Annotated in this window: 11 protein-coding genes; 6 read left to right on the plus strand and 5 right to left on the minus strand. The window is 60.2% G+C overall.

All coding sequences use genetic code 11. The features are described 5' to 3' along the window. The first annotated feature begins 160 nt into the window (after positions 1-160). The 5 genes from morA (at position 161) to PspS49_RS25340 (ending at position 8670) form a co-directional block, all read left to right on the plus strand. Positions 161-4009 carry a cyclic di-GMP receptor MorA gene (gene morA / locus PspS49_RS25320; protein ID WP_160041898.1) on the plus strand — a complete coding sequence of 1283 codons (3849 nt, stop codon included), beginning with the start codon at positions 161-163 and terminating at the stop codon, positions 4007-4009. Between the two features lie 240 nt (positions 4010-4249). After that, complete coding sequence (glyA, locus tag PspS49_RS25325; RefSeq protein ID WP_007909785.1) at positions 4250-5503, plus strand: serine hydroxymethyltransferase; 1254 nt, start codon at positions 4250-4252, stop codon at positions 5501-5503. Between the two features lie 335 nt (positions 5504-5838). Then, the gene (locus PspS49_RS25330) at positions 5839-7152 is read left to right on the plus strand and encodes a C4-dicarboxylate transporter DctA (protein WP_150751710.1); all 1314 of its coding nucleotides are present in this window, start codon (positions 5839-5841) and stop codon (positions 7150-7152) included. 83 nt (positions 7153-7235) lie between these two features. Continuing rightward, positions 7236-7940: a FadR/GntR family transcriptional regulator gene (locus PspS49_RS25335; protein ID WP_150751711.1), complete on the plus strand. Its 705-nt coding sequence runs from the start codon at positions 7236-7238 to the stop codon at positions 7938-7940. A 19-nt stretch (positions 7941-7959) separates the two neighbouring features. Beyond that, positions 7960-8670 carry a GntR family transcriptional regulator gene (locus PspS49_RS25340; RefSeq protein WP_160041900.1) on the plus strand — a complete coding sequence of 237 codons (711 nt, stop codon included), beginning with the start codon at positions 7960-7962 and terminating at the stop codon, positions 8668-8670. A 98-nt stretch (positions 8671-8768) separates the two neighbouring features. On the opposite strand, the gene yjiA is transcribed toward PspS49_RS25340, so the two are convergent. The 3 genes from yjiA to PspS49_RS25355 form a co-directional block, all read right to left on the minus strand. After that, the gene (gene yjiA, locus PspS49_RS25345; RefSeq protein ID WP_102899948.1) at positions 8769-9740 is read right to left on the minus strand and encodes a GTPase; all 972 of its coding nucleotides are present in this window, start codon (positions 9738-9740) and stop codon (positions 8769-8771) included. Positions 9741-9902: 162 nt separating this feature from the next. Next, positions 9903-10100 carry a YbdD/YjiX family protein gene (locus PspS49_RS25350; protein ID WP_003228401.1) on the minus strand — a complete coding sequence of 66 codons (198 nt, stop codon included), beginning with the start codon at positions 10098-10100 and terminating at the stop codon, positions 9903-9905. A 15-nt stretch (positions 10101-10115) separates the two neighbouring features. Beyond that, the gene (locus tag PspS49_RS25355) at positions 10116-12182 is read right to left on the minus strand and encodes a carbon starvation CstA family protein (protein WP_095121699.1); all 2067 of its coding nucleotides are present in this window, start codon (positions 12180-12182) and stop codon (positions 10116-10118) included. Between the two features lie 159 nt (positions 12183-12341). Between PspS49_RS25355 and PspS49_RS25360 the strand changes: the two genes are divergently transcribed. Further along, entirely contained in the window at positions 12342-12710 is a 369-nt protein-coding gene (locus PspS49_RS25360; RefSeq protein WP_127929851.1) for a PilZ domain-containing protein, read from the plus strand. 117 nt (positions 12711-12827) lie between these two features. Here the strand turns inward: PspS49_RS25360 and radA are convergent, their stop codons facing one another. Together radA and PspS49_RS25370 are read right to left on the minus strand one after the other, a co-directional pair. Next, positions 12828-14195, minus strand: a complete 1368-nt coding sequence (radA, locus tag PspS49_RS25365; RefSeq protein ID WP_007909773.1) for a DNA repair protein RadA — start codon at positions 14193-14195, stop codon at positions 12828-12830. A 45-nt stretch (positions 14196-14240) separates the two neighbouring features. Then, positions 14241-14786, minus strand: coding sequence for an ankyrin repeat domain-containing protein (locus tag PspS49_RS25370; RefSeq protein WP_150775717.1), 546 nt, complete (start codon positions 14784-14786; stop codon positions 14241-14243). Positions 14787-14838: the final 52 nt, after the last annotated feature.

Consider the following 14838-nt stretch of genomic DNA (forward strand, 5'->3'; position numbering starts at 1 on the left):
GAACGCTCCCGCGTAACCGGCAAAGCTACCTGAATGACGGAAGGCAGTCCAGCCGCGCGGGGCTGGCACTTCGCCACGACTCAAGGCATGCTAGCCGCCCTTTGGGCGTCCGGCTTATAGTGCACGTCGCGCCAGTCCAGCCAAACCGCAGGATTACAGCTTGTCCAATGTCACTCCGCCAGCTTCTGTGAGCAGCACCCCACCGGCGCCCGGCTCGTCCCTGCGCGGTACATTAAAGGGTGCGCTGGCGACACTCGTGCTTTTGTTGCTCGCGTTGCTGTTCTGGCAACTGCTCGATCAACTGCGCGAAACCCAGAAAAACCAGCGTCAGTACACCATCGATTACACCGCCGACCTCGCCTCGCAGGTCAGCCTGAACATGGCGCTGAACGCGCAAATCGCCCTCAATCTGCTACCGATCGTCGAACAGCCGCAATCAGCCGACGAACAGCAGGCACTGCTGCGCAAGCTTCAGCAGTCGCTGCCCGATCTGCGCAGCATGGCGTTGCTCAGTCCTTCCGGGCGGATTATCAGCGACAGCGCCGTCGACAGCGACGACGCCAACTACCTGACCGAACTGGTGCGCCGCAGTCGCGCCCAGGCGCATTATTTCAGCAACGCCGATGACGGCTCGGTGGTGCATCTATTACTCCATCAGGCTAGCGGCAGCACCCGCGGCTATTGGGCGTTGCGCCTGACCCCGACGTTCTTCGACTCGCTGACCAAACAGGGTGATACCGGTTTGCGTCCGCTGTGGCTGGTGGAAAACCGCATCAACCATCAAATCATCAGCCGCGACGAAGCGCTGCCTTCAGCCAAACCCGGCGTGCTGACCCCGGACGATCTGGCCAACACCGTGCTGACCGTGCCGCTGAGCAGCAGCGACTGGCAGTTGCGCGGCCTGTTCGACCGCCAGCGCGTGCTGGAAGAATTGCTGCCGGCGTTCATCGGCAAATGCCTGTTGGGCCTGGCATTCTCGATGCTGCCGGTGATCGCGCTGTTGAACATGCGCCGCCGTCAACGCCAGTTACATGAGGGTCGCCGTCGCTATCAGGACATTTTCGAAGGCACCGGTGTGGCCCTCTGTGTGCTTGATCTGTCGGGTCTCAAGCAAGTCTTCGACAAGGCGCAGATCCAGACCAGCGATCAGCTCAAGGCGTGGCTCGACCAACCGCAGCAACGCCAGCAACTGCTGCAGGAACTGCGCGTCACCGAGGTCAACCAGGTCGCGTTGCAACTGCTCAACGTCAACTCTTGCGAGCACGCCTGGCAACTGCTGATCGACGGCCATCCGCACCGCCAGTGCGCGATCGGCAATCAAGTCCTCGATGCCGTGCTGCAGCAACAAAAGCAGCTGGAACTGGAAATCAAACTGCCGGACATCAATGGCCGCGATCAACACCTGTGGATGGTGTTGCGCCTGCCGACCGAGCAGCACGACTACAAAGCGGTGATCCTCAGCATCAACGACATCACCAGCCGCAAGCTGATCGAACTGTCGCTGCTCGAACGCGAAGGTTTCTGGTCCGACGTGGTGCGCACCGTGCCGGATCATCTGTACGTGCAAGACGTGATCAGCCAGCGGATGATTTTCAGCAACCACCATCTCGGCCAGACCCTCGGCTACAACCGCACCGAATTGCACCAGATGGGCGAGTACTTCTGGGAGATCCTGCTACACCCGGAAGACGCCGACTACTACCATCGCTCGCGCCAGTTGCAGCGCCACGCCGGTTACAGTCAGTTGCTGCAATGCCAGTTGCGTTTCCGTCATCGCGACGGCAAGTGGCGGCGTTTCGATATTCGCGAGCAGGCCCTGGCCCGCGACAAACATGATCAGGTCACGCGGATCATCGGCGTGGCCAAGGACATCACCGAACAGATCGAAGCCAGCGAATCGCTGCGTGACAGCGAGCAGCGCTACCGCATGCTCGCCGAAAGCATCAGCGACGTGATTTTCTCCACCGACAGCAAGCTCTCGCTGAACTACGTCAGCCCGTCGGTGCAGGCTGTGCTGGGTTACGACGCCGAGTGGATTTTCCAGAACGGCTGGCAATCGACCATCGCCAACCCGCAGCAACTGAGCGGCATCTACACGCTGATGGATCGCGTCAGCAAGGCGTTGGACAAACCCGAGCAACTGGCCATTTTGCGTAGCCAGGTGCAGACGCAATTGTTCCTGTTCGACTGCCTGCGTGCCGATGGCCGCAAGATCCCGATCGAGCTGCGTCTGGTGCTGGTGTGGGACGAGCATGGCGCGTTTGAAGGCGTGCTCGGCGTCGGTCGCGACATCAGTCAGCAGCGCCGCGCCGAAAAAGACCTGCGCATGGCCGCCACGGTTTTCGAGCATTCGACCTCGGCGATTCTGATCACCGATCCGGCCGGCTACATCGTTCAGGCCAACGAGGCTTTCAGCCGCGTCAGCGGTTACGCGGTGAGCGAAGTGCTCGACCAGTTGCCGAACATGCTCACGGTCGACGAACAACAGGACGCGCACCTGCGTTATGTGATCAAGCAATTGCACGAGCACAACACGTGGGAAGGCGAAGTCTGGATGAAGCGCCGTAACGGCGAGCACTACCCAGCGTGGGTCGGCATCACCGCGGTGCTCGACGACGAGGGTGATCTGGCCAGTTACGTGTGCTTCTTCAGCGACATCAGCGAGCGCAAGGCCAGCGAGCAGCGCATTCACCGCCTCGCCTACTACGACGCCCTGACCCATTTGCCGAACCGCACGTTGTTCCAGGATCGCCTGCACACTGCGCTGCAATCGGCCGAACGGCAGAAGTCGTGGGTGGTGCTGATGTTCCTCGACCTCGACCGTTTCAAACCGATCAACGACTCCCTCGGCCACGCCGCCGGCGACCGTATGCTCAAAGACATGGCCACGCGCCTGCTGGCCTGTGTCGACGATGACGACACCGTGGCGCGCATGGGCGGTGACGAATTCACGCTGCTGCTGCAACACCGCTCCAGCCGCGAAATGGCGCTGAACCGGGCGATTCATGTCGCCGAGCAGATCCTTGGCAGCCTGGTGCGACCGTTCGTGCTCGAAGGCCGCGAGTTCTTTGTCACCGCGAGTATCGGCATCGCCCTGAGTCCGCAGGACGGCAACGAGCTCAGCCAGTTGATGAAGAACGCCGACACCGCGATGTACCACGCCAAGGAGCGCGGCAAGAACAACTTCCAGTTCTATCAGGCCGACATGAACGCCAGTGCGCTGGAGCGTCTGGAACTGGAAAGCGACCTGCGCCACGCCTTGGAACAGAACGAATTCGTCCTGTATTACCAGCCGCAGTTCAGCGGCGACGGCAAGCGTCTGACCGGCGCTGAAGCGCTGTTGCGCTGGCGCCATCCACGTCGTGGACTGGTGCCGCCGGGAGATTTCATTCCGGTGCTCGAAGAACTCGGTCTGGTGGTTGACGTTGGCGACTGGGTGATCAGCGAGGCTTGCCGCCAACTGAAGACCTGGCACCAGAACCGCGTGCGTGTACCGAAGGTCTCAGTGAACATCTCCGCGCGGCAGTTCTCCGACGGCCAGCTCGGCACGCGGATCGCCACGATCCTGCGCGAAACCGGCCTGCCGCCGGCGTGTCTGGAACTTGAACTGACCGAAAGTATCCTGATGCGCGAAGTCAGCGAAGCGATGCAGATTCTTGCCGGGCTGAAAAACCTTGGCCTGAGCATCGCGGTCGATGACTTCGGCACCGGCTACTCATCGCTGAACTACCTCAAACAATTCCCGATCGACGTGCTGAAAATCGACCGCACGTTTGTCGATGGCTTACCGTCCGGCGAACAAGACGCGCAGATTGCCCGGGCGATCATCGCCATGGCGCACAGCCTGAATCTGGCGGTAATCGCCGAAGGCGTGGAAACCCATGAACAGCTGGACTTCCTGCGTGAGCACGGTTGCGATGAGGTTCAGGGCTATCTGTTCGGGCGGCCGATGCCAGCGGGACGGTTTGAGGCGCAGTTCAGCAATGACGCGCTGTTCATGTTCGACTGAAGTCCTGCGGCGCGGCCATCGCGAGCAGGCTCGCTCCCACAAGGGATTGATGTCGGTCAGAAAATCGCAAGAGCACCTCGGTTACTGTGGGAGCGAGCCTGCTCGCGAAGCGGCCTTCAAAAGCACCGCACATCTGTCATGAACGCCACTTGTCTGCGACATGATGTCGTTTCATATGCCATCCAAAACCCATTGGGTTAGAATGCCCCCCTTTTCTGCCCCCGATCCTTGAGGACCGCCATGTTCAGCCGTGATTTGACTATTGCCAAGTACGACGCCGACCTTTTTGCCGCCATGGAGCAAGAAGCTCAGCGCCAGGAAGAACACATTGAGCTGATCGCTTCGGAAAACTACACCAGCCCAGCGGTGATGGAAGCTCAAGGCTCGGTCCTGACCAACAAGTACGCCGAAGGCTACCCAGGCAAGCGCTACTACGGTGGTTGCGAGTACGTCGACATCGTTGAGCAACTGGCTATCGACCGTGCAAAAGAACTGTTCGGCGCCGATTACGCCAACGTTCAGCCGCACGCCGGTTCGCAAGCCAACGCTGCGGTCTACCTGGCTCTGCTGCAAGGTGGCGACACCATTCTGGGCATGAGCCTGGCTCACGGTGGTCACCTGACTCACGGCGCCAGCGTTTCCTCCTCGGGCAAACTGTACAACGCTGTGCAGTACGGCATCGACGCCAACGGTCTGATCGACTACGACGAAGTCGAGCGCCTGGCGGTTGAGCACAAGCCGAAAATGATCGTGGCCGGTTTCTCTGCCTACTCGCAGATTCTCGACTTCCCACGCTTCCGCGCCATCGCGGACAAAGTCGGCGCTTACCTGTTCGTCGACATGGCTCACGTAGCCGGTCTGGTTGCCGCGGGTGTTTACCCGAACCCGGTGCCTTTCGCTGACGTCGTGACCACCACCACGCACAAGACCCTGCGCGGTCCACGTGGCGGCCTGATCCTGGCTCGCGCCAACGCCGACATCGAGAAGAAGCTCAACTCCGCGGTATTCCCGGGCGCCCAGGGTGGCCCGCTGGAGCACGTGATCGCCGCCAAGGCAATCTGCTTCAAGGAAGCGTTGCAGCCAGAGTTCAAGGCCTACCAGGAACAAGTGGTGCTGAACGCCCAGGCCATGGCCGAAGTGTTCATCGAGCGCGGTTTCGACGTAGTTTCCGGGGGTACCAAGAACCACCTGTTCCTGCTGTCGCTGATCAAGCAGGACATCTCCGGGAAAGATGCTGACGCCGCTCTGGGCAAAGCGTTCATCACCGTGAACAAGAACTCCGTGCCAAACGACCCACGCTCGCCGTTCGTCACTTCCGGCCTGCGCTTCGGTACTCCGGCTGTGACCACTCGTGGCTTCAAGCAAGCCGAGTGCAAAGAGCTGGCCGGCTGGATCTGCGACATCCTGGCTGACCTGAACAACGAAGCGGTGATTGACGCCGTTCGTGAGAAAGTCAAAGCCATCTGCAAGAAACTGCCGGTATACGGCGCTTGATTGCGACGTTAAACCCGCAGCATGAAAAACCGGCCGAGTGATTGGCCGGTTTTTTTTCGCCCCTGATTTCCCGTGTAGGCGCTGCCGAAGGCTGCGATCTTTTGATCTGGATCTTAAAAACAAGATCAAAAGATCGCAGCCTTCGGCAGCGCCTACACGTGGCTATGGCCACTGGTCAGACCGGTCATGCCAATTTTGCTGTTTTCACTTGTCATCCCGAAAAAACCGAGCGTAGACTGCACCCGCACTGGACATACCGGTAAGACCACAATAATTAAGTCCTGAATCTGAGCGTGCAAGCGCCAGCAGCCAGGACACCGACCAGGATTCCTCCCATGCTCAGATGGTGCTCGCGTTCAATCTTCCTCCAAGTGGTTCTCGGACTGGTGCTCGGCATCGTCTGCGGGCTGACCCTCCCTGAATACTCGGCCCAGCTCAAACCGCTCGGCGACGGCTTCATCAAACTGATCAAGATGCTCATCGGCCTCATCGTGTTCTGCGTGGTGGTCAGCGGTATCAGCGGCGCCGGCGATCTGAAGAAGGTCGGGCGCATCGGCCTCAAGTCGGTGATCTATTTCGAAGTACTCACCACCATCGCGCTAGTGATCGGTCTGGTCTTCGCCTTCAGCACCGGTATTGGCAGCGGCGCAAATATCCATCTGGAGCAGCTATCTTCCGCCGATATGGGCGATCTCGCCGAACGCGGCCAGCACATGCACACCACCACGCAGTTCCTGATGGATCTGATACCGACTTCGGTGATCGGCGCTTTTGCCGACAACAACATCCTGCAGGTGCTGCTGTTCTCGGTACTGTTCGGCAGCGCGTTGAATCTGGTGGGTGAGGCGGCTTCCGGGATCTCGCGACTGATCAACGAACTGAGCCATGTGATCTTCCGCATCATGGGCATGATCGTGCGTCTGGCGCCGATCGGCGTGTTCGGCGCTATCGCGTTTACCACCAGCAAATATGGCCTCGATTCCCTGCAACACCTGGGCAGTCTGGTCGGTTTGTTCTACCTGACCTGCATCGCTTTCGTCAGCGTGATTCTCGGTCTGGTGATGCGTGCTTCCGGCCTGCGCATGTGGCCGCTGCTCAAGTACCTGCGCGAAGAACTGCTGATCGTCATGGGCACCGCCTCGTCCGACGCCGTGTTGCCACAGATCATGCGCAAACTCGAACACCTCGGCATTGGCAGCTCGACCGTGGGCCTGGTGATCCCGACCGGGTACTCGTTCAACCTCGACGGTTTTTCGATCTACCTGACCCTGGCCATCGTCTTCATCGCCAACGCCACCGGCACTCCGCTGGCGATGACTGATTTGCTGACGATTCTGCTGGTGTCGCTGATCACCTCCAAAGGGGCACACGGCATTCCAGGTTCGGCACTGGTGATTCTGGCGGCCACGCTGACAGCGATTCCGGCAATTCCGGTGGTCGGTCTGGTGCTGGTGTTGGCAGTGGACTGGTTCATGGGCATCGGCCGGGCACTCACCAATCTCATCGGCAACTGCGTCGCCACTGTCGCCATTGCCCGTTGGGAAAAAGACATCGACGTGCAACGCGCCAACAAAGTACTCAGCGGCCAGCAGGGCTACACCTTTCAGCCGCGTAAACCAGCAACTCCGGCGCACCAGCAGGAGTTCTGATTTCAACCCTATCGGCGCTGCCGCAAATGGCGATCTCTTGATTTCGGTTTGCGGCGCCCCTTTGGGCACATGGAGCAAGACAAGTGATTACTACATCAACCGTCGTCAACTCAGTCGTAGAAAAACTCCGTGCGGCGCTCGCCCGTGGCCAGTGGCGCTCCGGCGACATGCTGCCGGGCCAGCGCGAACTGGCCGAACAACTGGGCATCAGCCGCCCGAGCCTGCGCGAAGCGGTGATCGTCCTGGAAACCCTTGGTCTGGTGCGTTCGATGCCGGGCAAAGGCGTTGTCGTACTTGATGCGCATCTCAGCGACAGCCAGAGCCACGACAGCGCAGTCGCCGGCGCCAGCCTCGAAGACGTGCTGCAACTGCGCTACACCCTTGAGCCGTTCATCGTCGGCCTGGTCGCGCAGTCGATCAGCAGCAAGGAAGTCGGCCAGTTGCGCTTGACCCTGATGGACATGCGCGAAGCCCTCGAGGCCGGCGACAGTGACGCCGGCGTCAGCGCCTACATCGCCTTCCACGAAGAGTTGTTCACGCTCACCTCGAATCCGATCTTCCAGAGCGTGGTGCAGCAAACCAGCAACGCCCTCAAGCAAAGCGCCGAGGTGTTGCGCAATTCGCCGGAGCATCTGGCCGAGCGGCTGGAAGAAAACGAGGCCGTGGTGCGCGCGATCCGCAGCAAGAACAGCGCCCAGGCCAGCGCCGAAATGCGTCGGCACATTTTGCGCGAAGGCCAGCGGATGGGGATTGAGTTGAATATTCCGGAAGACAACCTGAGTCGCTGATTTCTATTGGAGACAGGCCATGAACAGTTTCGCTTCACCGTCGCAAACCCACCCGACCACCGCGCCCCTGCCCTTCTCCCGCGTAAGAGTGCCGGCGGAGGATCTGTACCCGCGACTGTTCGACGCGATTCTCGAGCTGCGCATCGATACGGCCAGCCGTTTCACCGAAGACAGTTTGAAAGAGATGTTCGGCGCCAGTCGTGCCGATGTGCGGCGGGTGCTGACGCAGTTGTCGCTTGAGCAGGTCATTGTGCTGCGCGCCAATCATCGGCCGCGTGTGGCAGCACCCGATCGGGAGCAGACGCGGCAGGCCCTGCATGCGCGGCGACTGGCCGAAAACACCTTGGTGCGTCTGGCCTGCCAGCGTCCGCAAGCGGAAGGGTTGAAACGCTTGCGCGGGCTGATCGAACGCGAGCGTCAGGCGGTTGAGCAGGATCGGCGGGGTGCGGCGATTCGCTTGTCCGGTGAGTTTCATCTGCACTTGGCGCAGATGGCGGGGAATGCACCGTTGGCGCATTTTCTCGGCAGCCTGGTGCCGCTGACGTCGTTGGCGATTGCGCGGTGTAAGGGTACTACGCACAGTTGTTGCGCATGGCAGGAGCATTTGGTGCTGGTTGAGGCCGTCGAGCGAGGCGATATTTCCAAGGCCGCGATGTTGATGAATCGGCATCTGGATCATCTTGAGCAGACGCTGCTGGGTTCAGATCTTGAGCATTGTGTTGCAGGTTAGATTGCTATCGCGAGCAGGCTCACTCCTACATTTGAAACGCGTTCCCCTGTAGGAGTGAGCCTGCTCGCGATGGCGTCATCATTGACACTACAAACCCATCAGGCAGAAGCCACCCTGGCAAACCCCGCCCGAATCTTTTCCTCCGGCAAATCATCGGCAATAAACACAATCACACTCTCCCGCGCCTCACCCTCGGCCCATTCAGTGTCCCAGTCGAAACCGTAAAGCTTCAGCACACCCTGAAACACCAAGCGCCGATCCTCACCGGCAATGTTCAGCACGCCCTTGTAACGCAGCAATTGCTTGCCGTGTTCTTCCAGCAGCTCATTCATGAACTCGCTGAGCTGATCGATATCCAGCGGCTGATCGGTACGCAATACCAGACTGGAAATACGATCAATCGACGGCGCCTTGCTCACTGGACGCAAGCTCAAACCACCGCCGAGGTCAGCATTGAGGTTGAAGCCGCGCACATCCAGCAGTTCAGCCAAATCAATGCTGCCGTGCTCGACCACACGGATCGGTGCGCGACGGTTGATCCGCGTCAGCCGTTCGCTCAGCGCGTTGAACGTGGCTTCATCGACCAGATCGGTCTTGCTCACCAGCAATCGGTCGGCAAAACCGATCTGCGCCTGGGCGATGGTCTGGGTCAGGTGTACATCCGCGTGCGCGGCATCGACCAGGGTGATGATGCCGTCGAGCAGATAACGCTCGCGCAGTTCTTCGTCGATGAAAAACGTCTGTGCCACTGGCGCCGGATCGGCCAGTCCGGTGCACTCGATGACCAGGCGATCAAACGCAATCTCGCCGCTGTCCAGCCGCTCCAGCAGCAGATACAACGCCTTGGTCAGGTCGGTGTGAATGGTGCAGCAGACACAGCCGTTGGCCAGAGTCATGACTTGCACCGGCTCATCACCCAGCAACTGCGTGTCGATGCCGGCGTCGCTGAATTCGTTTTCGATCACGGCGATTTTCAGGCCGTGCTCGGCTTTCAGAATATGGCGCAGCAAAGTGGTCTTGCCGGCGCCGAGGAAACCGCTGAGTACCGTTACAGGTATGGGAGAAGACAAAACAGATCCCCTTCACAAAATGAATGAACAACACAAAAACAAATGTGGGAGCGAGCCTGCTTGCGAAAGCGGTGTGCCAGTCAAATCATTCATCAACTGACACTCCGTATTCGCGAGCAAGCTCGCTCCCACAGGGGATTACCTCAACCTTGCGCTGTCAGCTCAACAGCACTTCGGCCCACCCTTGCCACCGTAACGGGCTTCCTGACGTTCGCGGAAGAACATCTCGTAGCTCATCACCGGTTTGTCCGGGTGCTTGGTTTGCATATGCTCGACGTAGGTGTCGTAGTCGGGCATGCCGACCATCAGGCGCGCAGCCTGACCGAGGTATTTACCGAGGCGACTCAGGTCATTGAACATGGTGCAATCCTCTGGTTACGCATCCGGCAGAGCCTGGAACGGCGATTCTTTATCCGTGCGCTCTTTTTTGCCCCAGGCGGCGATGCCGACCTTGAGCGCATAGAACAGGATGCTGAAGACCACGAACAGGAACAGCGCGGTGAGCGTTGCGTTGGTGTAGGCGTTGAAGATCACGTGCTGCATCTGCTCGACGCTTTTTGCCGGTGCCAGCACCTGACCGTTGGCCAGCGCATCGCTGTACTTCTTGGCCAGCGACAGGAAACCGATCGCCGGATTGGCGTCGAACAGTTTGATGAAGCCCGCGGTCGTGGTGCAGATCAGCAGCCAAGTGGCTGGCAGCAGGGTGACCCAGATGTAGCGCTGGCGCTTCATTTTGATCAGGACCACGGTGCCGAGCATCAGCGCGATACCGGCCAGCATCTGGTTGGAGATACCGAACAGTGGCCACAAGGTGTTGATGCCGCCCAGTGGATCGATCACGCCTTGGTAGAGCAACCAGCCCCACATCGCCACACAACCGGCAGTGGCGATCAGGTTGGCGGTCCACGATTCGGTGCGTTTCAGCGCCGGAACGAAGGAGCCGAGCAGATCCTGCAGCATGAAACGCCCGGCACGGGTACCGGCATCGACAGCGGTGAGGATGAACAGCGCTTCAAACAGGATCGCAAAGTGGTACCAGAATGCCATGGTGTTTTCACCCGGCAGGACACTGTGCAGAATCTGCGCGATACCGACCGCCAGGGTCGGCGCACCACCGGCTCGCGCCAGGATGGTGGTTTCGCCAATGTCATGCGCCACGGCTTGCAGCGCTTCCGGCGTGATCGCGAAGCCCCAGCTGGAGACCACTTGCGCAACCGATGCGACGTCACTGCCGACCACGGCAGCCGGACTGTTCATGGCGAAGTACACGCCTGGCTCGATCACCGAAGCGGCAACCATGGCCATGATCGCGACGAACGATTCCATCAGCATGCCGCCGTAACCGATGTAACGGGCGTTGGTTTCGTTATCCAGCAGCTTCGGCGTGGTGCCCGAAGAAATCAGCGCGTGGAAACCGGAAACCGCACCGCAAGCGATGGTGATGAACAGGAACGGGAACAGACCGCCCTTCCATACCGGGCCGGTGCCGTCGACGAACTGGGTCAGCGCCGGCATTTTCAGCTCGGGCATGGTGATCAGAATACCGATCGCCAGGGCGACGATGGTGCCGATCTTGAGGAACGTCGACAGATAGTCACGCGGTGCCAGAATCAGCCACACCGGCAACGATGCCGCGACGAAACCGTAACCGACCAGCATCCAGGTAATCTGCACGCCGGTGAAGGTGAACGCCTTGGCCCACACCGGATCAGCGGCAATCTGCCCACCGAGCCAGATCGAACCGAGCAGCAGCAACACGCCGACCACGGAAATTTCGCCGATGCGGCCCGGGCGGATGTAGCGCATGTAAATGCCCATGAACATCGCGATCGGGATGGTCGCCATCACGGTGAAGATGCCCCATGGGCTCTCCGCCAGCGCTTTAACCACGATCAACGCCAGCACCGCGAGGATGATGATCATGATCAGGAAGCAGCCGAACAAGGCGATGGTGCCGGGCACGCGGCCCATTTCTTCACGCACCATGTCGCCCAGGGAACGGCCGTTGCGCCGGGTCGACATGAACAGAACCATGAAGTCCTGCACCGCGCCCGCCAGCACCACCCCAGCTATCAGCCACAGCGTGCCGGGCAAGTAGCCCATCTGCGCCGCCAATACCGGGCCGACCAGAGGCCCCGCGCCAGCGATGGCAGCGAAGTGGTGACCGAAAAGAATGTGTTTGTTGGTCGGCACATAGTCCAGACCGTCGTTGTTGAGCACGGCGGGGGTGGCCCGACGCGGATCGAGTTGCATCACATTGTTAGCGATGAACAGGCTGTAGTAACGGTACGCAACCAGATAAATGGCCACAGCGGCGACCACAATCCACAAGGCATTGATCGCCTCGCCTCGGCGCAATGCCACTACGCCCAGGGCGCACGCTCCTACGATTGCCAGCACTAGCCAGGGTAAGTGGCGTAGCAGGCTATTATTATTTTTCATTTTATTATTCCAGCCAGGGTGGACAAGAAAGACAGCCACCCCGAGTTTAGCGCTTACGGCGCCAAAGGCCATACCCCGACGTTGGTCTAGACGCTTTAGCGACTGGCTGGCGCCCGCATTCGCGGTCTATAGTCAGCGAACCTTCATGAGGATTGCGCCATGAGCGAGCACCCCGCCAATCGACGTCGTTTCCAACGTATTGCGTTCGATGCCAGAACCGAGCTGAGTCAGGGCGAGTACATCTGGCCGGTCAAGCTGATCGACCTGTCGCTCAAGGGACTGCTGATCGAGCGGCCGGAGCCTTGGCTGGGGGACAAGTCGCAGGACTTTCTCGTCGACATTCATTTGAGCGATGACGTCGATATCGAGATGGATGTGCAGTTGGCCCATGAAGAAAAAGGCCAGTTGGGCTTTGTCTGCCGACATATAAGCCTGGAATCGATCCAGCGCTTGCGACGGTTGATCGAGTTGAATCTGGCGGATGAGGCCGAACTGGAGCGCGAGTTGGGCGCCCTGATCGAAATCTAGCCATCAATACAATCCCCTGTGGGAGCGAGCCTGCTCGCGAAGACGGTGTGTCATTGAACAATGATGCCGACTGACACGGCCCCTTCGCGAGCAGGCTCGCTCCCACAGGTCAGGAGTTCACTCAAACAATGCGTCGAGGGCCTGTTCGAGGCGGGTCACGGCAATGATCTGCAAGCCTGGTGGGGATTCCTTCGGCGCATTGCCCTTCGGCACGATCGCCCGTTTGAAGCCATGCTTCGCCGCTTCCTTCAACCGCTCTTGACCGCTCGGCACTGGGCGCACTTCGCCGGACAGGCCGACCTCACCGAACACCAGCAGATCATGCGGCAACGGCCGATTGCGCAAGCTCGACATCACCGCCGCCATCAACGCCAGATCAGACGCCGTTTCCAGCACCTTCACCCCGCCCACCACGTTGAGGAACACATCCTGGTCGTGCGTCGGAATCCCGCCATGGCGGTGCAACACCGCGAGCAACATCGCCAAACGGTTCTGATCCAGTCCCAGCGTCACCCGACGCGGATTGGCCAGATGACTGTCATCGACCAGCGCCTGCACTTCCACCAGCATCGGTCGCGTGCCTTCCCACGTTGCCATGACCACACTGCCCGGGACTTCTTCCTGCGCACGAGTAAGAAAAATCGCCGACGGGTTGGAGACTTCTTTCAAGCCCTTGTCAGTCATGCCGAACACGCCCAATTCGTTGACCGCACCGAAACGGTTTTTCACCGCGCGCAGCAAACGCAGGCGCCCATCGGACTCGCCTTCGAAATACAGCACGGTGTCGACCATGTGCTCGAGAACTCGAGGCCCCGCCAGCGCGCCTTCCTTGGTCACGTGGCCGACGAGGAAAATCGCCGTGCCGCTCTGCTTGGCATAACGCACCAGCAACGCCGCACTCTCACGCACCTGGGAAACACCGCCAGGTGCCGATTGCAGTTGTTCGGTGAAGATCGTCTGGATCGAGTCGATCACCATCACCTTGGGCTTTTCCTGACGAGCGGTGGCGATGATGGTTTCGATGCAGGTTTCGGTCATCACCCGCAGTTGATCCTGCGGCAAGCCGAGACGGCGGGCGCGCATGGCCACTTGCTGCTGGGATTCTTCGCCAGTGACGTACAGGGCCGGCATGCTCTTGGCGAGGTTGCACAGGGTCTGTAACAGAATCGTCGATTTGCCGATGCCCGGATCGCCGCCGATCAGCACCACCGAGCCATCGACCAGACCGCCACCGAGCACGCGATCGAGTTCACCAGACGCGGTGGAGAAGCGCGGAATCTCTTCGATGCTGACTTCAGCCAGGGTTTTGATCTGTGCCTGCTGTCCGGCCCAACCGGTGCGGCCGGTCGGTGCCGTGGCGCCGCCGCTTTCGATCATGGTCTCGGTCAGGGTGTTCCAGGCACCACACTCACCGCACTGACCGGCCCACTTGGGAAAGGTTGCGCCGCACTCGGTGCAGCCGTACATGCGCTTGGCCTTGGCCATCAGAACCCCCGACAAAAACCGCGATGATAACGCACGGGCCGCCGATCAGCGCGGCGCAGCATTGCGGATTTCGCCGCTGGCCAGACGCGCGGCGCTATTGCCCAACGGATCCTCGGCATTCAAGTCAGCACCCTTGGCCTTCAGCGCATCGAGCAATTCCAGACGCTTGAACAAACCGGCGTACATGGCCGCCGTCTGCCCGGCGCCGTTACGCTGATCGGGGCTGCAATCGGTGGTCATCAGGCGGCGGGCAATCTGTAATTCACCTTTGAAAATTGCGCCCATCAGCGCCGTGTTACCGCGCAGGTCCTGAGCGCAGGCATCGGCGCCGGCAGCGAGCAACCGTTCCACCGCGGGTGCCTGACCGTGATAGGCCGCCAGAATCAGCGCGGTGTAGCCCTTGGTGTCGCGGGTATCGAGGGAATAACCCGACTCGATGAACGTGTCGAGCATCGGCACATCACCGCGCCGGGCCGCGTCGAAGTAGTAGTCCTGAAGTTGGGCTTTGATCGCCTCGGGACTCTGCCCGGTCGGTGCCGCCCACGCCGCGAACGACAGGCAACCGGCCAACAGTAAAAGACAGATTCGCATCAATAGTCTCCTTGAACAGAACGGGGCCTGACTCAGGCCCCGCGTGCGCTAC

The sequence above is a fragment of the Pseudomonas sp. S49 genome, from assembly GCF_009866785.1.
Taxonomy (GTDB): domain Bacteria; phylum Pseudomonadota; class Gammaproteobacteria; order Pseudomonadales; family Pseudomonadaceae; genus Aquipseudomonas.

What these genes read in the sequence shown, in the direction of transcription:
- glyA (WP_007909785.1), top strand. Translation starts at nt 4,250, where the DNA reads ATGTTCAGCCGTGATTTGACTATTGCCAAGTACGACGCCGACCTTTTT.
- PspS49_RS25330 (WP_150751710.1), top strand. Translation starts at nt 5,839, where the DNA reads ATGCTCAGATGGTGCTCGCGTTCAATCTTCCTCCAAGTGGTTCTCGGA.
- PspS49_RS25340 (WP_160041900.1), top strand. Translation starts at nt 7,960, where the DNA reads ATGAACAGTTTCGCTTCACCGTCGCAAACCCACCCGACCACCGCGCCC.
- PspS49_RS25350 (WP_003228401.1), bottom strand. Translation starts at nt 10,100, where the DNA reads ATGTTCAATGACCTGAGTCGCCTCGGTAAATACCTCGGTCAGGCTGCG.
- PspS49_RS25355 (WP_095121699.1), bottom strand. Translation starts at nt 12,182, where the DNA reads ATGAAAAATAATAATAGCCTGCTACGCCACTTACCCTGGCTAGTGCTG.
- PspS49_RS25360 (WP_127929851.1), top strand. Translation starts at nt 12,342, where the DNA reads ATGAGCGAGCACCCCGCCAATCGACGTCGTTTCCAACGTATTGCGTTC.
- radA (WP_007909773.1), bottom strand. Translation starts at nt 14,195, where the DNA reads ATGGCCAAGGCCAAGCGCATGTACGGCTGCACCGAGTGCGGCGCAACC.
- PspS49_RS25370 (WP_150775717.1), bottom strand. Translation starts at nt 14,786, where the DNA reads ATGCGAATCTGTCTTTTACTGTTGGCCGGTTGCCTGTCGTTCGCGGCG.